The organism is Rickettsiella grylli, assembly GCF_000168295.1.
In the GTDB taxonomy this organism is placed as follows: Bacteria; Pseudomonadota; Gammaproteobacteria; order Diplorickettsiales; family Diplorickettsiaceae; genus Aquirickettsiella; species Aquirickettsiella grylli.
In genome coordinates this window covers 1066602-1088243 of sequence record NZ_AAQJ02000001.1, presented here as the reverse complement: position 1 = coordinate 1088243, position 21642 = coordinate 1066602, and the positions used below count along the sequence as shown (strand labels likewise).

The 21642-nt window shown below is 41.1% G+C and carries 14 protein-coding genes and 4 tRNA genes; 17 read left to right on the top strand and 1 reads right to left on the bottom strand.

Going from position 1 to position 21642, the window contains the following annotated elements:
* Position 1 precedes the first annotated feature (1 nt).
* Positions 2–1273: an ornithine--oxo-acid transaminase gene (gene rocD / locus RICGR_RS05100; RefSeq protein ID WP_006035066.1), complete on the top strand. Its 1272-nt coding sequence runs from the start codon at positions 2–4 to the stop codon at positions 1271–1273.
* On the opposite strand, the gene RICGR_RS05095 is transcribed toward rocD, so the two are convergent.
* Positions 1244–1837: a MarC family protein gene (locus RICGR_RS05095; RefSeq protein WP_040615567.1), complete on the bottom strand. Its 594-nt coding sequence runs from the start codon at positions 1835–1837 to the stop codon at positions 1244–1246. The two genes, rocD and RICGR_RS05095, sit on opposite strands and share 30 nt — an antisense overlap.
* A 105-nt stretch (positions 1838–1942) precedes the next feature.
* Between RICGR_RS05095 and RICGR_RS05090 the strand changes: the two genes are divergently transcribed.
* The 16 genes from RICGR_RS05090 to fusA all read left to right on the top strand — a co-directional run bounded on the left by RICGR_RS05090 (position 1943) and on the right by fusA (position 21632).
* Positions 1943–2027: transfer RNA gene (locus tag RICGR_RS05090), tRNA-Tyr, on the top strand.
* Positions 2028–2173: 146 nt separating this feature from the next.
* Positions 2174–2248: transfer RNA gene (locus tag RICGR_RS05085), tRNA-Gly, on the top strand.
* A gap of 75 nt (positions 2249–2323) precedes the next feature.
* Positions 2324–2398, top strand: a tRNA-Thr gene (locus RICGR_RS05080).
* A gap of 115 nt (positions 2399–2513) precedes the next feature.
* Positions 2514–2589, top strand: a tRNA-Trp gene (locus tag RICGR_RS05075).
* Between the two features lie 127 nt (positions 2590–2716).
* Positions 2717–3094, top strand: a complete 378-nt coding sequence (gene secE / locus RICGR_RS07965) for a preprotein translocase subunit SecE (RefSeq protein WP_040615186.1) — start codon at positions 2717–2719, stop codon at positions 3092–3094.
* 125 nt (positions 3095–3219) lie between these two features.
* Positions 3220–3762, top strand: a complete 543-nt coding sequence (gene nusG / locus RICGR_RS05065; protein ID WP_040615566.1) for a transcription termination/antitermination protein NusG — start codon at positions 3220–3222, stop codon at positions 3760–3762.
* 199 nt (positions 3763–3961) lie between these two features.
* Positions 3962–4396: a 50S ribosomal protein L11 gene (gene rplK / locus RICGR_RS05060; protein WP_006035811.1), complete on the top strand. Its 435-nt coding sequence runs from the start codon at positions 3962–3964 to the stop codon at positions 4394–4396.
* A 1-nt stretch (position 4397) separates the two neighbouring features.
* A complete protein-coding gene (gene rplA / locus RICGR_RS05055; protein ID WP_006035316.1) occupies positions 4398–5096 on the top strand; it encodes a 50S ribosomal protein L1 in 699 nt (232 codons plus the stop codon).
* Positions 5097–5403: 307 nt separating this feature from the next.
* A complete protein-coding gene (gene rplJ / locus RICGR_RS05050) occupies positions 5404–5937 on the top strand; it encodes a 50S ribosomal protein L10 (RefSeq protein WP_006035472.1) in 534 nt (177 codons plus the stop codon).
* Between the two features lie 39 nt (positions 5938–5976).
* On the top strand, positions 5977–6366 hold the full coding sequence (gene rplL / locus RICGR_RS05045; protein WP_006034691.1) for a 50S ribosomal protein L7/L12: 390 nt from the start codon (positions 5977–5979) through the stop codon (positions 6364–6366).
* A gap of 172 nt (positions 6367–6538) precedes the next feature.
* A complete protein-coding gene (gene rpoB, locus RICGR_RS05040) occupies positions 6539–10672 on the top strand; it encodes a DNA-directed RNA polymerase subunit beta (RefSeq protein ID WP_006035663.1) in 4134 nt (1377 codons plus the stop codon).
* A gap of 243 nt (positions 10673–10915) precedes the next feature.
* Positions 10916–15157: a DNA-directed RNA polymerase subunit beta' gene (gene rpoC / locus RICGR_RS05035; RefSeq protein WP_040615562.1), complete on the top strand. Its 4242-nt coding sequence runs from the start codon at positions 10916–10918 to the stop codon at positions 15155–15157.
* A gap of 261 nt (positions 15158–15418) precedes the next feature.
* Positions 15419–18136, top strand: a complete 2718-nt coding sequence (locus tag RICGR_RS05030; protein ID WP_006035012.1) for a hypothetical protein — start codon at positions 15419–15421, stop codon at positions 18134–18136.
* A gap of 405 nt (positions 18137–18541) precedes the next feature.
* Positions 18542–18919, top strand: a complete 378-nt coding sequence (rpsL, locus tag RICGR_RS05025) for a 30S ribosomal protein S12 (RefSeq protein WP_006035912.1) — start codon at positions 18542–18544, stop codon at positions 18917–18919.
* Positions 18920–18944: 25 nt separating this feature from the next.
* On the top strand, positions 18945–19487 hold the full coding sequence (rpsG, locus tag RICGR_RS05020; RefSeq protein ID WP_006035287.1) for a 30S ribosomal protein S7: 543 nt from the start codon (positions 18945–18947) through the stop codon (positions 19485–19487).
* Positions 19488–19511: 24 nt separating this feature from the next.
* Positions 19512–21632, top strand: a complete 2121-nt coding sequence (gene fusA / locus RICGR_RS05015; protein ID WP_420806106.1) for an elongation factor G — start codon at positions 19512–19514, stop codon at positions 21630–21632.
* Positions 21633–21642: the final 10 nt, after the last annotated feature.

Genomic DNA, 21642 nt, shown 5'->3' with positions numbered 1-21642 from the left:
AATGGGAAAGCAACGTGTTTTAACAGATGAGTTACTACTGAGTGAAAACCACAATTTAACGAATAACTTTATTGAGCGAGAACAACAGTATGGTGCAACGAATTATGATCCGTTGCCGGTGGTGCTGAGCCGTGGTTTAGGTGCCGAACTTTGGGATGTTTCAGGTAAACGTTATATCGATATGATGAGCGCTTATTCAGCCGTTAGTCATGGGCATAGTCATCCGCGCTTAGTGAACGTTTTAACCCAGCAAGCACAACGCTTGGCTATCTGTTCTCGCGCTTTTTATAGCGATAAGTTAGGTGCTTTTTTAAAGCGTATTTGCGCTTTAACGCAGATGGACTGTGCTTTACCGATGAATACAGGGGTTGAAGCAGTAGAAACGGCCATTAAGGCGGCTCGAAAATGGGCGTATACCGTAAAAAAAGTCGCTGAAAATCAAGCGGAGATTATTGTTTGCCGAGGGAATTTTCATGGTCGTACAACGACGGTGGTAGGAATGTCGTCCAAACCTCAATATCAATATGGCTTTGGTCCTTTTGCATCGGGATTTAAATTGATAGAGTATGGCAGTGCAACCGCGTTGTCTTCGGCGATAACACCCAACACAGCTGCTTTTCTTGTAGAACCTATTCAAGGCGAACGAGGCATTATTGTTCCACCGCATGCTTATTTAAAAGCCGTTGAAAAAATTTGTCGCGAAAATAATGTCTTGCTTATTCTTGATGAGATACAAACCGGCTTAGGGAGGACCGGTCGTTTTTTGGCGTGTGAGCATGAAAATGTTAAACCGGATGGTTTAATTTTAGGGAAAGCCTTAGGGGGTGGTTTATTGCCTGTTTCATTATTTTTAAGTCGTCGTGATGTCATGCAGGTTTTTGCACCAGGCGATCACGGGAGTACTTTTGGCGGCAATCCGTTAGCAGCAACCGTTGCTTTGGAAGCTTTAAACGTACTTATTGATGAAAATTTAATTCAACGTTCAAAAGAGCTGGGCGAGTATTTACTTCAAAATTTATTGAAAATAACCTCTCCTGTGATTAAAGAAGTGCGAGGTCAAGGTTTATTTATTGGTCTAGAGCTTGATTCACGTTATGCAAAAGGTCGCGATATTGTTTTAAAGCTCCTCGATCAAGGTTTATTAAGCTATGAAACACACGATACGGTTATTCGTTTGGCGCCACCTTTAGTGATTAGCAAAGATCAACTCGATGAAGCATTAACCTTATTGAAACAAGTAGTGTCAACTTATACTATTCAGATATCTCGCTAAACCGGTTAAAAACATTTGCACCGCAATCGTGGTTAAAATCATTCCCATTAAACGCTCTAATGCAGCAATGACTTTAACACCCAGCAATTTTTGTAAAGGTATGGCAATTAAAAGCAGTAATGTTGCTGCCAATGAAGCAGCCGCTAAAGCAGCAAACCATTTGCCCATTTCGTGAGGCGCTTGACTCGCCAGCAAAATAACCATGGTCATGCCGGAAGGTCCTGCGAGAAGAGGAATAGCCATGGGAACAATAAACGGCTCACCTTTCGTTTGTACTTCACGCTTATTTTGGCTCGCAGGAAATAACATTTTTATGGCGATAAGGAATAGGATAATTCCACCAGCAATACCTAATGCGGATTCGCTAATATGTAAGCTATTTAAAATGGGCTTCCCGCAGAACAAAAAAAGTGTCAAAATAAAAAAAGCAATTAAGCTCTCACGAAAGATAATTTGAGTACGTCGACAAGGATCAACTTGTTTAAGTAATGACAAGAAAATAGGAATATTTCCGAGAGGGTCCATCACAAAGAAAAGTGTCACTGCCGCAGAATAAATGTTCATTTGAAAATGCATAATAAAAATACAAAAAAAATATTTATCTATTGTAATAAGAATAGTGGTTGACATCCAGGCTTGACTTTCGCAAAATAGCCCCCTCAATTTTGAGGAGGGGTTCCCGAGCGGTCAAAGGGAGCAGACTGTAAATCTGCCGGCTCAGCCTTCGAAGGTTCGAATCCTTCCCCCTCCACCAGTTTATTTTGTTAAATAGGTTTAACAAAAAAGCTGGGAGTGTCGCGAAATAAAACCGAGAATAAGTTTTTAGTGGCTTCTTGAAAATTGAGCGACCTTACACCTTATAAAAAGAGTGTAATGCAAAAAAGTGTATAAACGTTAATTGCGGGTGTAGTTCAATGGTTAGAATTCCAGCCTTCCAAGCTGGCTATGTGGGTTCGATTCCCATCACCCGCTCCAGAAAGAGAACCGGTGCGGCGTGGGTGATCGTAACCACAGGAAACTTCAAGTGAACAGCGTATCATAATGCAGAAAGCCCACATGGCTCAGTGGTAGAGCACTTCCTTGGTAAGGAAGAGGTCACCGGTTCGATCCCGGTTGTGGGCTCCATAAGAATTTTGTGGGGCTTGCTGAGGGAAGAAACTTATTTAAATGAGAAATTAGATTCAAATGTCAAAAACCGAGAGACATTCAATTATAAATCCACGTGAATTCGATTTGAATTAGGCCAGTAGCTCAATTGGCAGAGCAGCGGTCTCCAAAACCGCAGGTTGGGGGTTCGATTCCCTCCTGGCCTGCCAAAAGTCTCGGCTTGGCACGCATGGATAAAATGAAGGAACCGAAGTCATTTGTCTTCAAGCCTGCTTAACAGGTAGCTAGCGTAAGAAACGAAGTATTATTTTTGAAGAAACGATAGAAATAGATGAAATGAAGAATGTAAAGCTTGAAAATAAAACCACTGTAGTGAAAAGAGAGTGGATACTTTGGATAATGATGGGGATTGTTTTCCTACTATCTATTTATACAAATCATTATTTTTCACATCAAGTCATCGCTATTCGCTTGATAGGTTGGATAATAGCGATACTTATTTTGGCCTCCTTATTTTTTTATACGGCAATAGGACGGCAATTTTGGGTATTTGCGCAAGCTTCACGTGCTGAGTTACGTAAAGTCGTTTGGCCAACACGGGAAGAAACCATCCGTACGACGTTGATCGTCATCGTGATGGTTATCGTGGCGGGTTTGTTTTTATGGGCTATAGATACACTCTTGTTATGGGCAGTTGCTTTTTTAACAGCATAAATAAAGAGGATAGTTAACATATGACAGAAAAAAAATCAGGGCTTCGCATCGATGCGAAGGAGCAATCATCAAGCGACCCTATTTTAACACCCGATCATGAAAAAATGTCTGCCGTAAAGGAAAGTATGACAGAAGGATCGAAGCAATGGTATGTTGTTCAGGTTCGTTCGGGTTATGAACGCAAGGTATTAGATGCATTAAATGAGCGAATTAAACAAAACGATTTAACAGAAAAATTTGGCCAAATTATTGTTCCGACTGAAGAAGTCATTGAAATACGGCAAGGTCGTAAGCGTAAAACGGCGCGAAAATTTTACCCGGGTTATGTTTTGGTTGAAATGGATATGGGTGAAGATAGTTGGTATCTCGTTCAAAAAACACCCGGCGTGATTAAATTTATTGGTGGAACGAGTGATAAACCAGTGCCTTTGGGTGAACGAGAGGTCAGTAAAATTTTACAGCGCATGCAGGAGGGCGTCGATAAGCCTCGACCTAAAGTTTTATTTGAGGTGGGTGAAGTGGTGCGTGTTGTGGATGGGCCTTTTGCTGACTTTAATGGTGAAGTTGAAGAGGTTAATTATGAAAAAAATCGACTGCGCGTTTCAGTGATTATTTTTGGTCGCTCGACACCCGTCGAATTAGAGTTTGGTCAAGTTAAAAAAGCTTGATGCATGAGGGCCCTTTTTTAGAAAAAAAGGTTAGAGAGAATATACGCATCGCAAATGGGGTTTTTCGTCAAGATGACGGGAGAGTAAGTAACCGTAAGGTTGCAAACTGAGCGGCATACGAAGCAAACGTTTCATTGCGAAGCGTACGTCAATGGGGAGCTTGGTGGTTACGCTAAGCGTTTAACCCGGAGGTAAAAAAATGGCAAAGAAAGTACAAGCCTATGTAAAATTACAGGTGAAGGCCGGCGAGGCTAATCCTGCCCCCCCTATTGGTCCTGCTTTGGGACAACAAGGGGTGAATATTATGGAGTTCTGTAAGGCGTTTAACGCGCGAACTCAAAATATGGAAAAAGGGATGCCGATGCCTGTTGTCATTACGGTTCACACGGATCGTAGTTTTACATTTGTTATTAAAACACCACCTGCATCTTATTTAATTATGAAGGCTGCGGGCATCAGCAAAGGCAGTAGTATCCCCAATAAAAATAAAGTGGGTAAAATTACGCGTCAACAATTGGCAGAAATTGCAACAGTTAAAATGCCGGACTTAACCGCAAGTGATTTAGAAGCCGCTATGCGATCGATAGCAGGCACCGCGCGTAATATGGGTATTGACGTTGAGGGGGAAGCATAAGATGGCTAAATTAAGTAAACGATTTCGCTTGATGAGAGAAAAAGTGCTTCCTGGAAAGACTTATACTGTTCTAGAGGCTATTACTTTATTAAAAGAATTTCCGGTGAAATTCAATCAGAGTGTTGATGTGAGCATTAATCTTGGCATTGATTCGCGTAAGTCGGATCAGGTCGTCCGTGGCGCAGTTGTTTTGCCACATGGAACAGGAAAAACACCACGCGTTGCTGTATTTGCTCAGGCAGTCCATGCTGAAGCAGCAAAAGCTGCGGGTGCTGATATCGTGGGTTTTGACGATTTGGCGGAGACTATTAAAGCCGGTAATTTCGATTTTGACGTGCTGATTGCAACGCCGGACGCAATGCGCTTAGTAGGACAGCTGGGCCCGTTATTAGGACCCAGAGGTTTGATGCCAAATCCAAAAATAGGGACGGTCACTATGGACGTCGCCACAGCAGTATCTCATGCTAAATCGGGTCAAGTTCGTTACCGCGCCGATAAAGGTGGAATAATTCACTGCACCATTGGTAAATTGAATTTTGAGCCCGAACAATTGTTACAAAATTTAGAAGTGCTCATCAATGTGGTTAAAAAAGCGAAGCCGACTACGGCAAAAGGAGTTTATTTAAAGAAGTTAAGTTTATCCAGCACAATGGGTCCCGGTTTATCAATTAGTTTAGCATCACTGGATTCAACGCCATGAGATAGATAAGGGGCACATTTCAGTATAAGTGAATAAGATGAAAGAGCATAAAATGAATTTTTATCTTGACTATTTAAGGTATTTAGGATAGAAGGACTACCCTCCACTCGATATATATCAGTGGAAAAGAATTCGCAGTTAAAGGGCTTTCCCTCTAACTGTCGGAGACCGTAGGTGCATCTAATAATATTGAGTGAATAAAATACGTGGTGCTTAATTTTACCTACGCAGACGGTGACCCTTTTGGCCACCAAGCCTTCAACCATTCATCAATGGTTGAAACAATAATGATGAGGAGAAGACTAACGTGACATTAAGACTTGAAGATAAACAGGCCATTGTTGCGGAAGTTGGAGAGGTTGCAAAAAATGCATTATCGGCAGTAACAGCGGAGTACCGTGGTTTAAGTGTCAGGGAAATGAGCCAATTACGCGTGCAAGCAAGAGGTTCTGGCGTTTATTTACGTGTGGTACGTAATACGCTGGCGCGGCGTGCTTTAGCGGGTACTGGCTTTGCATGCTTACAAGATACGCTCGTAGGTCCTTTACTGTTGGCATTTTCTCAACAAGAGCCTGGTGCAGCTGCGCGGCTCATACAGTCATTTATTAAGCAAAATGAAAAATTAATCGTTAAAGCGGTTGCCTTTGATGGTCAATTACTCGCTGTAAATGAACTCGAAAAACTTGCAAATCTTCCAACCCGTAATGAAGCGATTGCGACATTGATGGCCGTTATAAAAGCGCCAATCACTAAATTAGTGCGTACGCTGGCTGAACCACACGCCAAACTCGTACGAACATTGGATGCTATCCGTGAAAAACAGCAACGTGCTGCTGCGTAAACGTGTAATTAAAGTTTTTATTTTTTTGGAGTGATAACTATGAGTGCAGAAGGTAAAACAAAAGATGATATATTAAATACAATTTCTAATATGAGTGTTATGGAAATTGTTGATTTAATTAAGCGCATGGAAGAGAAATTTGAGGTTTCTGCAGCCGCAGCAACGGTTGCAGCGGCGCCTGCGCCTGGTGCAGCTGCCGCTGTGGCCGAAGAAAAAACTGAATTTAATGTGGAACTGAAAGAGGTGGGCGCTAATAAGATTAGTGTGATTAAAGCAGTCCGAGAAGTGACGGGTCTTGGTTTAAAAGAAGCGAAAGACTTAGTTGAATCTGCACCGAAAGCAGTGATCAAAGAAGGATTATCGAAAGCAGATGCTGAAGCCCTGGTCGCTAAGCTTAAAGAAGCAGGCGCTACGGCTGAAATGAAATAACACGATACCAATAAAAGAATGCCTAGCTTTAATCTAGGCATTCTTTATGATGTGACGAATGAATGTTTACGCTGAACATTTTATATTTAAAATATATGCGGCTAATCCCAGCACAAACTAAACCCGTAGGGTGGCGGTTTTTTATTCTTGTTTCTAACTAGGTGAACTTTAGATGGTAACTCGGACATCCCCGACAACAGAGCAAGCAAATTCTTCTTATTCATTTACCGAAAAAAAACGTATTCGGAAAAATTTTGGTAAACAAGCAACCATAATGGAAGCGCCTTATTTATTAGCGACGCAAATTGAGTCTTATCATCGATTTTTACAATTAGATACCTCACCGGATGCGTTAGAAGATAAAGGACTTAATGCAGCCTTTAAATCTATATTTCCTATTTCTTCTTACGCCAGTGGTGAAGCGACGTTGGAATATATTAACTATCGAATTGGTCAACCCTCTTTTGACGTTAAGGAATGTCAAGCACGGGGATTAACCTATGGCGCGCCTTTACGCGTTAAAATGCGTTTAGTTATTTATGATAAAGAGGCTGTTCCGGGCTCAACCAAGATCAAGTATATTAAAGAGCAAGAAGTCTACATGGGCGAGTTGCCTTTAATGACAGATACAGGAAGTTTTGTTATTAATGGTACTGATCGCGTGGTTGTTTCACAATTACATCGCTCACCGGGCGTATTTTTTGAACATGATAAAGGGAAAACCCATTCTTCAGGTAAGTTGCTTTATGCTGCACGAATTATTCCTTACCGGGGCTCCTGGTTAGATTTTGAATTTGATCCGAAAGATAATTTATTTGTTCGTATTGATAGACGTCGTAAATTAGCAGCGACTATTCTTTTGCGTGCTTTAGGTTATACATCAGAAGAAATTTTAGCCTTGTTTTTTAATAACAATGTTTTTTATTTAAAAGGTGAAAATGCTGTTTTAGATTTAGTCCCCGAGCGCTTACGGGGAGAAATTGCGAGTTTTGATATTAAAAATGCAGCGGGCAAAGTGATTGTTGAACAAGGTCGACGGATTGCCGTTCGACAAATTCGCGAAATAGAAAAAGCGAAAATTAAACAATTAGAGCTGCCCATCGATTATTTGATCGGTAAAACATTGGCAAAACCCGTCGTTAATACAGAAACGGGTGAAATTTTAGTGGATGCCAACGCAGAACTGACCGCGGACATTATAAAAAAATTAATAGAAGCGCGAGTAGAAAAAATAGAAACCTTATACACGAATGATTTAGATTCAGGGGCTTATATCTCAACAACGCTACGCATTGATCCAAGTCATAATCAGCAAGAAGCGCTTGTTGAAATTTATCGCATGATGCGGCCGGGTGAGCCACCAACGAAGGAAGCAGCAGAAGCTTTATTTAAAAATTTATTTTTTGTTTCCGATCGTTACGATTTGTCCTCCGTAGGCCGGATGAAGTTTAACCGACGTTTAGGGCGAGAGGAGATTACGGGCTCCGGCACGTTAACGAAAGATGATATTGTCGGTGTATTACGAGAATTAATCGAAATTCGAAATGGTAAGGGTGATGTCGATGATATCGATCATTTAGGAAACCGTCGAGTACGAAGTGTCGGTGAAATGGCTGAAAATCAATTTCGTATTGGTTTAGTGCGCGTTGAACGCGCAGTTAGAGATCGTTTAAGTGTTGCTGAATCTGAAAATTTAATGCCGCAAGATTTGATTAATGCCAAGCCTATCTCAGCGGCTATCAAAGAATTTTTTGGATCAAGCCAATTGTCACAATTTATGGATCAAGTCAATCCGCTTTCAGAAATTACGCATAAACGACGAGTTTCTGCTTTGGGTCCGGGTGGTTTAACGCGTGAGCGAGCAGGTTTTGAGGTTCGCGATGTGCACCCCACCCATTATGGTCGAGTCTGTCCCATTGAAACACCAGAAGGCCCTAATATCGGTTTAATCAATTCGTTAGCCGTTTATGCCAGAACAAATGATTACGGATTCCTTGAAACGCCTTATCGCAAAGTTGAAAATGGTAAAGTCACTCAAACCATTCAATATTTATCCGCAATAGAAGAGGGAAAATATGTCATTGCGCAAGCGAATACACGACTGGATAGCCATGGAAAATTAATTGATGATTTAATCCCTTGTCGTCATCGTAATGAATCCATGCTAACGACAGCGGATAAGGTGAACTATATGGATATTTCGCCGGCACAAGTTGTTTCGGTGGCCGCTTCATTGATCCCTTTTTTAGAGCATGATGATGCCAATCGAGCGTTGATGGGCTCAAATATGCAACGCCAAGCCGTTCCTACCTTGCGTACGGAAAAACCTTTAGTGGGCACCGGTATGGAACGAAAAGTCGCCGTTGACTCGGGCGTCGTTATGGTGGCTAAACGAGGTGGTATTATTGATTCAGTGGATGCGGGTCGTATTGTCGTACGCGTTGATGATGAAGAAGCACTTGCAGGTACCGCAGGTGTTGATATTTATAATTTAACAAAATATACACGTTCTAATCAAAACACCTGTATTAATCAGCGACCGTTAGTAAAAAAAGGCGATAAGATTAAAAAAGACGATGTTCTGGCTGACGGTCCTTCAACGGACTTAGGTGAATTAGCATTAGGACGTAATTTGCTTGTCGCCTTTATGCCCTGGAACGGGTATAACTTTGAAGATTCTATTCTTATTTCAGAGCGTATCGTTTCTGAAGATTGTTTTACCACAATACATATCGAAGAATTAACCTGTATTGCACGGGATACTAAATTAGGTTCCGAAGAGGTTTCTTCCGATATTCCTAATGTTGGGGAAAGTGCACTTTCTAAGTTAGATAAGTCAGGTATTGTACATTTAGGTGCTTGGGTGGAAGCAGGTGACATATTAGTTGGAAAAGTGACGCCAAAAGGTGAAACACAGCTAACACCGGAAGAAAAATTATTGCGTGCGATATTTGGGGAAAAAGCATCTGATGTTAAGGATACTTCGTTACGCGTTCCCTCAGGGATGCGGGGTACGGTCATTGATGTTCAAGTATTTACACGAGATGGATTAGAAAAAGATAAGCGTGCGTTAAGTATTGAAGAAATGGCTTTAGATAAAATTAAAAAGGATTTATATGACGAATTTAGAATTCTAGAAAATGATTGTTATCAACGACTGGAAGTTTTATTAGTGGGCGCTACAGCCAGTAGTGGGCCTAATAAATTAAAGTCGGGTTCTAAAATTACTTTAACGTATTTACAAAGCTTAACGAAAGATCAATGGTTTTCTATTAGTTTACGTGATGAAACGGTTAATCAACAGTTGGAAGCGGTCGCTAAGCAATTAGCTGATGCCCGCCTTGCATTGGATGAAAAGTTTGAAAACAAACGAAAAAAACTAACGCAAGGCGATGATTTAGCACCGGGAATACTTAAAATTGTTAAAGTTTATTTAGCGATTAAACGGTGTATTCAACCGGGCGATAAGATGGCGGGGCGGCATGGTAATAAAGGCGTTATATCGACGATTATTCCGGTCGAAGATATGCCGTACATGGAAGATGGTACGCCCGTTGATATCGTACTTAATCCTTTAGGTGTCCCTTCACGGATGAATGTCGGCCAAGTGCTTGAAACGCATTTAGGATGGGCCGCAAAAGGGTTGGGCAACAAGATTGCAAAAATGCTTGATGCTCAAAAAAGCATTAAAGAAATTAAACATTTCTTAAGTGCTATTTATAACGATAATAAAGAAACGGCACAAAAAGTAAATCTCGATAAATTATCGGATGCATCTATTTTAGAGCTTGCGGAAAATCTACGACAGGGCGTGCCGATGGCAACCCCTGTTTTCGATGGAGTCACTGAAGCCGAAATTAAACGGATGTTACGTTTGGCGGATTTTCCGGAATCAGGTCAAACAGTACTCTATGATGGTCGAACGGGGGAGCGCTTTGAGCGGCCAGTTACACTCGGTTATATGTACATGCTGAAGTTGAACCACTTAGTTGATGATAAAATGCATGCGCGATCGACAGGCTCTTATAGCTTAGTGACGCAACAACCTTTGGGCGGTAAAGCTCAATTTGGTGGTCAACGATTTGGTGAAATGGAGGTTTGGGCGTTAGAAGCTTACGGGGCCGCGTATACTTTACAAGAGATGTTAACCGTCAAATCAGATGATGTGTCCGGTCGGACAAAGATGTATAAAAATATTGTTGATGGCGATCACCAAATGGAAGCAGGTATGCCCGAATCCTTTAACGTATTAGTCAAGGAAATACGCTCCTTGGCCATAAACGCAGAATTAGAAACTAAAGATTAATCTGAAGTGGAGAGTGTAACCTTGGCTACTAAACCAAAAGCAGATAAAGCAGATACCGTAAAGTCAATACAAGAACATGCTGCGTCTGAAGCAGAAATGACCAAAAAAACCGAATCAACAGCGTCGCTATCTTCTGGACCATTGGAGTCCCAGTCGCCCCCTGAAAACTTAGTCAGTATGGCAGAGGCGATTGAATCCAGTTCAATCAATGAAAGAATGAAAACTCTGGCGGATAAGCCATTAATGTCGGATTTATTAGGAATACTCAAACAAGAAGATTATTTAGATGAATTTGATAATATTCGTATCTCGTTAGCTTCGCCTGAAATGATTCGCACTTGGTCTTATGGTGAAGTCAAAAAACCAGAGACGATTAATTATCGTACCTTCAAACCCGAAAGAGATGGGTTATTTTGTGCAAAGATTTTTGGACCGATTAAGGATTACGAATGTTTATGTGGCAAATACAAAAGACTGAAGCATCGGGGCGTTATTTGTGAAAAATGCGGTGTAGAAGTAGCGCTCACGAAAGTGCGACGTGAACGGATGGGTCATGTGGAATTAGCCAGTCCAGTGGCACATATTTGGTTTTTAAAGTCGTTACCCTCCCGTATCGGTTTATTACTGGATATGACATTGCGTGATATCGAACGGGTTCTCTATTTTGAGGCGTTTGTCGTTATAGAACCCGGTATGACGACATTAGAACGCGGTCAGCTTTTAACGGATGAACAATACTTAGAAGCTATCGAAGAACACGGTGACGAATTTGATGCACGTATGGGCGCCGAAGCCATACAACAATTATTGATTACTTTAAATTTGAAAGAAGAAATTAATACGTTACGAGAAGAAATCCCTAATACAAACTCAGAGACCAAGTTAAAAAAATTCTCTAAACGCTTAAAGTTATTGGAAGGATTTGAACAATCCGGTAACAAACCTGAATGGATGATATTGACTGTTTTGCCGGTTTTGCCACCTGATTTACGCCCATTAGTTCCTTTAGACGGGGGACGTTTTGCAACGTCCGATCTCAATGATCTTTACCGTCGAGTCATTAATCGTAATAACCGTTTAAAACGCTTACTCGATCTGAATGCTCCCGATATTATTGTCCGTAACGAAAAGCGAATGCTGCAAGAGTCGGTCGATGCTTTATTAGACAATGGTCGTCGTGGTCGTGCGATTACGGGAAGTAATAAACGGCCGCTGAAATCTTTAGCGGATATGATCAAGGGTAAACAAGGTCGATTTAGACAAAATTTACTCGGTAAGCGCGTTGATTACTCCGGTCGTTCCGTTATCGTCGTTGGTCCTACCTTAAAGCTACATCAATGTGGTCTGCCGAAGAAAATGGCCTTAGAGCTATTTAAACCTTTTATTTTAAGTAAATTACAATTTCGGGGGCTAGCGTCTACGATTAAAGCGGCCAAGAAAATGGTCGAAAATGAATCACCTGAAGTATGGGATATACTTGAGGATGTGATTCGAGAACACCCGGTTTTATTAAATCGAGCGCCGACATTGCACCGTTTAGGTATTCAAGCCTTCGAGCCTATTTTAGTTGAAGGTAAGGCAATTCAGTTACATCCTCTTGTTTGTACGGCATATAACGCGGACTTTGACGGCGATCAAATGGCGGTGCATGTGCCATTAACGATCGAAGCACAGCTCGAAGCACGAACGTTAATGATGTCAACAAACAACATTTTATCGCCGGCCAATGGAGAACCCATCATTCTTCCTACGCAGGATGTGGTATTAGGGCTTTATTATTTAACACGTGAAAAAATTAATGCGAAAGGTGAAGGTCTCGTTTGTTCTGATCTGAATGATGTGCGCCAGTTATATGATGCGGGTTATGCGGATTTGCACGCCAAGATTAAAGTGAGAATAACGGAAGTATTATTCGATGCGAAGGGCGATCGTAAAGAAACGGTACAATTGGTCAATACGACCGTCGGCCGCGCTTTGTTACGTGAGACCTTACCCGATGGTTTACCGTTTGCTTTAATTAACAAGACACTGAATAAAAAAGCGATCTTAAGCCTTATCAATGAATGCTATCGGCGTTTAGGTTTGAAAGCAACTGTTATTTTTGCGGATAAATTAATGTATACCGGTTTCAGCTATGCGACTCGTGCGGGTATTTCCGTTGGAATAGAAGATTTAATTATTCCTGAAAATAAAGCAACGATTATTTCAAGCGCTGAAACTGAAGTAAAAGAAATTGAATTGCAATACGCCTCAGGCTTAGTGACCCAAGGGGAGCGCTATAATAAAGTGGTTGATATTTGGTCGCGTACAAATGACCATGTTGCGAAAGCAATGATGGAAAAGCTAGCGACCGAACACGTCAAAGCGGCGGATGGTTCAATCGTATCACAAGAATCGTTTAATCCTGTATACATGATGGCTGATTCGGGTGCTCGTGGTTCGCCTGCACAAATGCGTCAGTTAGCGGGTATGCGGGGATTGATGACCAAACCGGATGGCACGATTATTGAGACTCCCATTACGGCGAACTTCCGTGAAGGGTTAGACGTATTACAATATTTTATTTCGACGCACGGCGCGCGTAAAGGTTTAGCGGATACCGCGTTAAAAACCGCTAATTCGGGTTATTTAACGCGACGTTTAGTGGATGTTGCACAAGATATGGTTGTGACAGAGGATGATTGTGGAACGACCTTGGGTATCGTCATTACACCCCATATTGAAGGGGGGGAAATTATGGTCCCCTTACGCGAGCGGGTGTTAGGCCGTGTTTTGGCGGAAGATGTGAGCTTGCCCGGTAGCGATGATGTTGTCGTCAACAAAGGGATTTTATTAGATGAAAATTGGGTTAATATCTTAGAGGAACGTGCAGTCGATCAAGTGAATGTCCGTTCACCGATTACGTGCGAAGCCAAATATGGGATCTGTGCTGCCTGTTATGGCCGTGATTTGGCACGTGGTCACTTAGTCGGTATTGGTGAATCGGTGGGTGTTATTGCGGCGCAATCGATAGGTGAACCCGGTACCCAGTTAACCATGCGTACCTTCCATATTGGTGGTGCGGCTTCGCAGGTTGCTTTAGCAAATCATATTCAAGTAAAGTCTAAAGGCCGTATTAAATTACATAATATTAAACTGGTTAAACATAATGATGGGCATTATGTCACTGTTTCGCGTTCAGGAGAGTTAACCTTATTAGATCCGCAAGGTCGTGAAAGGGAACGTTATAAATTACCTTATGGAGCGACTATTAAAGTTGCGGATGATACTGAAGTAGTACCGGGTCAATTAATTGCTCAATGGGACCCACATACGCATCCTGTTGTGACTGAAGTCGCCGGTTATGTTAAGTTTATCGATCTCATTGATGGGATCACCATGAATCGACAAACGGATGAGCTGACCGGTTTAACGAATATTGTGGTGATGGATTCCAAACAACGCGGCTCGGGCGGAAAAGAATTACGCCCTATGGTTCGGCTGACGGATAAAGAAGGCAATGATCTCTTTTTACCCGGTACGCGTCTGCCTGCACATTATTTCTTACCCATTAATGCTATTTTGAGTTTAGAAGATGGTGCTGCTGTCGGTGTGGGTGACATTGTCGCGCGTATTCCACAAGAAACCTCAAAAACGCGGGATATTACGGGAGGGTTGCCGCGTGTCGCGGATCTTTTTGAGGCACGTAAGCCCAAAGAGCCTGCTATTTTAGCAGAAATTTCCGGTATTATTAGTTTTGGTAAAGAAACGAAAGGGAAGCGGCGTTTAGTGATTACGGGGAATAGTGGTGAAATATTTGAAGCGCTTATTCCTAAATGGCGTCATGTCACTGTGTTTGAGGGTGAACATGTCGAGCGAGGCGAGATAGTCGCTGACGGACCCTTAAATCCCCACGATATCTTACGTTTATTAGGGATCAATGCGCTAACGAATTATATTGTGAGTGAAGTGCAGGAAGTTTATCGTTTGCAAGGCGTGAAAATCAATGATAAACACATCGAAGTGATTGTTCGTCAGATGTTGCGTAAAGTCAATATTTTGGATGCAGGTGAAAGTAAATTTTTAAAAGGAGAACAATTAGAAGAATCTCGTGTTAAAGAAGAAAATAAGAAATTACTCGCTGAAAATAAATTGCCTGCGCGTTTCGAAGCCGTATTGCTGGGTATTACTAAAGCATCTTTAGCAACGGATTCTTTTATTTCAGCCGCGTCATTTCAAGAAACAACGCGTGTACTCACAGAGGCTGCGGTCACTGGAAAACGCGATGAATTAAAAGGCTTAAAAGAAAACGTCATTGTAGGCCGTTTGATCCCGGCGGGTACAGGTTTTGCTTATCATGCGGAAGTACGCCGTCAACGGGCTGCCAACCTATTAGCAAGACAGCAACGCTTAAATGCGTCGACGACGCCACAAATGACAGCAAGCGATGTAGAACAAGCGCTGAGTCAGGCGCTCTCTGAACCGAAAGAAGATAAGAAATCATAATTGTTTTGGCGTTCGTCAATAATAATAACGTGTTGCAAGGAAGAATGAATTTCTGAAATTCATTCTTCCTTGTTATTTTCAGTTTCCTAAAAATTCAATAATTAATCGCTATTTTTTAGATCCGGCAGTCTTCATTCTTTGTTAATGGTTTTATGTTTTACTAAACTCCAATGAAGTCTTGATGATTCTTTCTGTATGCAAAATAGAAATTTCAGCGTTTACAAAAATTTTAATCTCCGAGGTGCTTCGTATAAATCGGGAATGTTACTGCTCGTCAATTATTTAACGGAGCAGGAATGGAAACAAGCGACTATTTTTTCAGCACGATTAGATTTAATTGGTAAACAGGTCGAAGTCCTTTATAAAAACTACGCTAATGCGCTTAAAAATGAGACTGTTTCTTTTAAAATAGCGAAAAAGAACTTGGAAAGTTTGTTGGGTGAATTTACAAGAATTCTGATGACCCATACTCAATTAGAAAATCCCTATCAAGCGTTACTTGAAGCTGAACGTTATGCAGTGTGGTTAAAAGGACGTCAATGCTATGAAACCCAATTTTTCCTCCCCGTAAAAAAAGAGGATGATACGCTAAATGATGGGATCACTTTCAGCGAAAGACCAGTCTATGATCAGGAATTATTGGGCCTCGATTATTTAAATCATGATAATTTTTGGTTTCAATCCCTCAAAGCGTGGCAACAAAATTTTATAAACGATAACCGCGCTGTGCTTTCTACGTGTTCTATTCCTGCTGCACTACGCCATATTCCAGGTCTTGCAAATGCCTCTTTTCATCACTGTCAAATGAATAATAAAAACGTGCTCACTTATTTTCGGCATGCCACGCAAGTGCCTATTGATTTATTGAAAGAGAAAAAGGCCAAGAACGAGCAATTCCGCATAACTTGCTTAAATATTGCCTCTCAGATCAGACAAAGTATAGAAAAAAGAGAAAGTCAAAAGACGTATAACTCACTAGGGGAAATTATTATTTTAACACAATCTTTTCTATCACCTGGAAAAGCAGCGCATCTAAAAGCGAGATTGATGAGTGATGCGAGCGATAATGATACGAATATTTATACGCTTAAAGAAAAAGCAATCCGTTTATTTCAAAACGCGTTAGCAAATCCAGATGAATTAATCCAAGCGGATAACAGCACATTCCTTTTTTTCACCCCAGAAGAGCGCGAGAAAAAGAAACAACTTTATTATAAAGATTTTTTAAACAAATGGGGATTAATGACCAAAGAGAATAAAACGGTTCAATATAAACACTATAGACCACTTAAAATAACCTTGTTGTCAACCAATCATCCGCTGAATGTCTTGCGTCATCTGGAAGCTTACTCGCTTCAAAATACGCATAATGAATTAAATACAGCGTTATTGCTGGGCGTTATTGCACGTTATTTAACGTATTCTCAGTTAACACATCATTATTTCAGAAACAATAATCAATGGGACAATAAAAGGCTGCCTCAACTTTTAGCGTCCTGGGCGCATTTAGAATTGGATACTCAGCTCAGCGAATTGATAGAAAGACTTACGCTCTGTGAAAATGGAGCAAAGATCGCTAACCATAATTTATTTATAATCAGGTGTATTAAAAATTTATTAACGGTCGATCGAAAAGTATTTTTAGATAAAAATATAGTTTTACTGCTAGACGCTTTACAAACTTTACTTTCTATTCCAAATGGCCAAGGTGTTTTGAGCCTGGATGAACGCCATAAACCACAACTAAGAAGTATTGCTGAGATAGTTCTTGTCAATTGCTTAAATGGGATCGTCTGGTTAGCGTGTAAAAGTGGAAAAGATCGCACAGGAGGTGCTGCCGCTGCGGCGGATGCCGCAGCGATTTATTATCAACAGAAAAAAAAATTTCCCCATTACCAAGACAATAAACAAGATAGGGAAGATTATCTAACGCTCTTAAAAGAAGTTTTAAACTCAGGCCATCAACAACACATTGCTTTTGAAAACGCACCGGGTGCTCAAGGGTTAATGAGATCGATTTATTTTCTTCCCTTTGATCTTAAATTGGATAAAAATAAGGTCTTGCGCGAGACTCAGTTAGCCAGCTTAAATAAGCTGAAAGCCAAAAAAATGAGCGATAAGCCCTTTTTTTATCACAAAATTTTAAAGGAGGGTCTACGCGATATAAAAGATAAAACACAAAAGCTTACAATAGATCCCCATTCCACAGTAGGTGATTGGAATCAAAATTGGACGCACTATTTTATCAATGGAAAAAGTGTCGCAACACTACGAAAACATCAACCCTTTGAAAACGAAAATGATTTATCTCGATTTATTGGAATTCATTTACTTCAAGAAATACAAGAAGAGACACTAAAAAAATATTATGAGATCCTAGTTTTATACGCTTTTCATCAAGAAGGTTTTTTACAGGCCTTTTCAACGCTCAGTCTTCAAACAATGAATAAATACCATCACTCTCTGTGTCTTGATCACCTTGATGTTCACGTTAATCTTTCTTGGTTGGATAAAAGTAAAAGTATACAAATTGAAGAGATTGGTTATGCTAAAAAGAAAAAAAATTCGAATGGCGAAAGTGCCCAATTATTGAAGAATGAGGCGCTCATCCTTCAAACGTATTCTTGTATTGGGTTGAAGTTCGATAGCGTTAAAAACAGGGGTTATCAACTCGACGTCAAGATTCAAAACGCGAGCGTAGACTGTTTTAATGAACCGTTCAAATCTATTTTCTTAAAAGAACTAAATTTCCTTGAAGTGTTTATAGGCTTTATACAATCGCTTCTCATCGCTATTAAACGCCACTTTGATGAACGATTTAAAAAATCATGTTCAGTGTTAGATGAAAAATGGCTCATAAAAGCGAATTCGATTTTTTTTCAGAAACCAGAGGGCACGGATAAATGGGCGTCTAAAAAGGATAATGAGAGAGAATTCCAGAATGATTTTTTGAATATTCGTTCGCATGAATCTCGGTAAATCATGAATGGCCATAAGAAATAGCAACGAATAGCGTCGCATCATTATAAAAGAGGTGTATAACCGAACAGTCGACTCACGACATTAATTAATAGTATTTCGTGTGGATAGCTATTGTTGGCTTTCTTTTGATTCGTTCAGAGAGAAGTCTAGAAAAGATACGGAATAAAATAAAAAATTAAGATGAAAAATAGCTTAAAAAGCAGTAGGGATACTTGACATCTTGAAGTGGTCTCTTTACAATCTCGCCCCTCTTCATCTGATGAAGAAAAGAGTTTTTTGATCATACTGTGACATCTAAAAAGTTAGTGCAGCGCGCAACTATCGTTTATTATGCACTAAAAAAAGAAAGTATTTAAAGTATTTAGAGTAAATTTAAGCCACATTTTTAAGCAAAGAGATTACATGGCCACAATTAATCAATTAGTACGAAAGCCGCGTGTGCAAAGACGCGTTAAATCAATGGTTCCTGCTTTGAGCAGTTGTCCTCAAAAACGGGGTGTGTGCACGCGTGTCTATACCGTTACGCCTAAAAAACCTAATTCTGCTTTACGTAAAGTGGCTCGGGTACGTTTAACGAACGGGATGGAAGTGACGACGTATATTGGTGGTGAAGGCCATAATCTTCAGGAACACTCGGTTATTTTGATGCGCGGCGGACGGGTTAAGGATTTGCCTGGTGTAAGGTATCACGTCGTACGTGGCGCCTTGGATGCTTCAGGCGTATCAGGTCGAAAACAAGGGCGTTCTAAATATGGCGCTAAAAGGCCTAAAGATAAGTAAATGAACTAGTTAGGAATTTGAAATTATGCCAAGAAGACGTGTTGCAGCAAAAAGGGTTATTCTGCCTGACCCAAAATTTAAAAGTGAGTTACTCAGTAAGTTCATTAATTCCGTAATGAAAAATGGTAAAAAAGCGGTTGCAGAGAAAATCGTTTATGGCGCTTTAGAGTGGTTGAATCTCCGATTAAAAGAGAAGTCTAAGAAAGCGGAAGGAGCGAGCGGGGAAAATAATCAGAATAAGCAGCAAGATTTAGATGCGGCTACGTTGCTTGACGTTTTTGATCAGGCGCTAGACAATATCAGGCCCAATGTAGAAGTGAGAGCGCGGCGGGTCGGTGGTTCAACGTATCAGATTCCAGTAGAGGTGCGTCCATCGCGGCGTACTGCTTTAGCAATGCGCTGGCTAAAATTAGCGGCTAATCAGCGTAGTGAAAAAACGATGGCGCAACGCTTATCGGCTGAAATTTTGGATGCTTATGATAATAAAGGCATTGCCGTGAAGAAACGAGAAGATACACACCGTATGGCTAAGGCTAACCAAGCTTTTGCCCATTTCCGGTTCGGCTGATAGTTAAAAGTTTATAAAAAGGTACTGAACGTGGATCGACAAACACCCATAGAGCGCTATCGAAATATTGGCATTATCGCCCATATTGATGCGGGGAAGACAACAACAACAGAGCGAATTTTATTTTATACCGGTGTATCACATAAGCTGGGCGAGGTTCATGAAGGTACAGCGGTTATGGATTGGATGGCTCAAGAGCAGGAGCGTGGTATTACGATTACCTCTGCTGCGACAACCTGTTTTTGGGACGGTATGGCGCATCAATTCCCTCAGCATCGTATTAATATTATTGATACGCCAGGGCATGTTGACTTTACTATTGAAGTAGAGCGGTCATTACGTGTGCTGGATGGTGCGTGTGTTGTTTTTTGTGCCGTGAGTGGTGTTGAGCCTCAGTCGGAAACGGTATGGCGTCAAGCCAATAAATATCAGGTGCCCCGCCTTGCTTTTGTCAATAAAATGGATAGAGCAGGGGCTGATTTTTTGCGTGTTGTTGAGCAGATAGAAAAACGTTTAGGAGGGCGGCCCGTTCCTCTTCATATTCCAATAGGCGCAGAAGAAAATTTTGAAGGCGTGATTGATTTAGTCCAGATGAAAGCGATTTATTGGGATGAAAATACGCAAGGTATGCGCTTTGAATATCAGGAGATACCCGATGCGCTCAAAGAGGAATGTCAAGCGTGGCATGAAAAATTAATTGAAACGGTTGCTGAAGTTTCTGAAGAAATGACAGAGCGCTATCTAAATGGCGGGAAATTTACGCTCGATGAAATTAAAAAGGCGCTACGCGTACTGACGTTAGATAATAAAATTGTTCCTGTACTTTGTGGTTCTGCTTTTAAAAATAAAGGTGTCCAAGCGATGTTAGACGCAGTTATCGAATATTTACCTGCGCCTAATGATGTTCCCCCGATTAAAGGGATACTGGATGATGCCGAACAAACACTTGCAGAAAGACCACCTGTCGATGAAGCGCCTTTTGCTGCGCTTGCGTTTAAAATAGCAACCGACCCTTTTGTGGGTTCCCTCGTTTATTTTCGCGTTTATTCAGGTGTTGTAAAAAGTGGTGATACCGTTTACAACCCGGTTAAATCGAAGAAAGAAAGAATCGGTCGTATTGTTCAGATGCATGCGAATACGCGCGAAGAGATAAAAGAAGTTCGCGCAGGGGACATTGCTGCTGCAGTGGGTTTGAAGTATACCACGACAGGGGATACGCTTTCAGAGATGAACCATATTATTACATTAGAACGTATGGAGTTTCCTGAGCCCGTCATTTCAGTTGCGGTAGAGCCTAAAACCAAGGCCGATCAAGAAAAGATGTCTATAGCGCTCAGTAAACTGGCTCAAGAAGATCCTTCTTTTCGCGTGCGAGTTGATGAGGAATCAGGGCAGACTATCATTTCAGGTATGGGTGAGTTGCATTTAGAAATTATCGTTGATCGAATGAAGCGAGAGTTCAGCGTTGAAGCGAATGTAGGAAAGCCTCAAGTAGCGTACCGCGAAACAATACGTAAGCCTGTAGAGCAGGAAGGAAAATTTGTTCGTCAAAGTGGTGGTCGTGGTCAATATGGCCATGTATGGATAAAATTAGAGCCATTAGAAGCCGGTAAGGGTTATGAGTTTGAAAATGCTATCGTGGGTGGTGTTGTTCCTAGAGAGTATATACCCGCTGTTGATAAAGGAATAAAAGAGCAATTAGAAAATGGTGTGATAGCAGGCTATCCGGTTGTCGATGTCAAAGTAACACTGTTTGATGGTACCTATCATGATGTCGATTCGAGCGAAATGGCTTTTAAAATAGCAGGTTCTATGGCGTTTAAAGAAGGTGCACGCAAAGCATCTCCGGTTTTATTAGAGCCCATTATGAAGGTTGAAGTGGTAACGCCTGAAGAATATATGGGTGATGTGATGGGTGATCTGAATCGCCGTCGTGGTATTTTACAAGGAATGGAAGAATTACCCGCAGGTGCGGGTAAAATGATACGTGCTGAAGTCCCGCTTTCGGAAATGTTTGGTTATGCGACCGACTTGCGCTCAGCGACTCAAGGACGTGCTACTTATACGATGGAGTTTGGTAAATATAACGAAGCGCCCGCAACGATTGCGGATAGTATTATTCGAAAAAAAGATGATAGTCATTAAATAGATATTG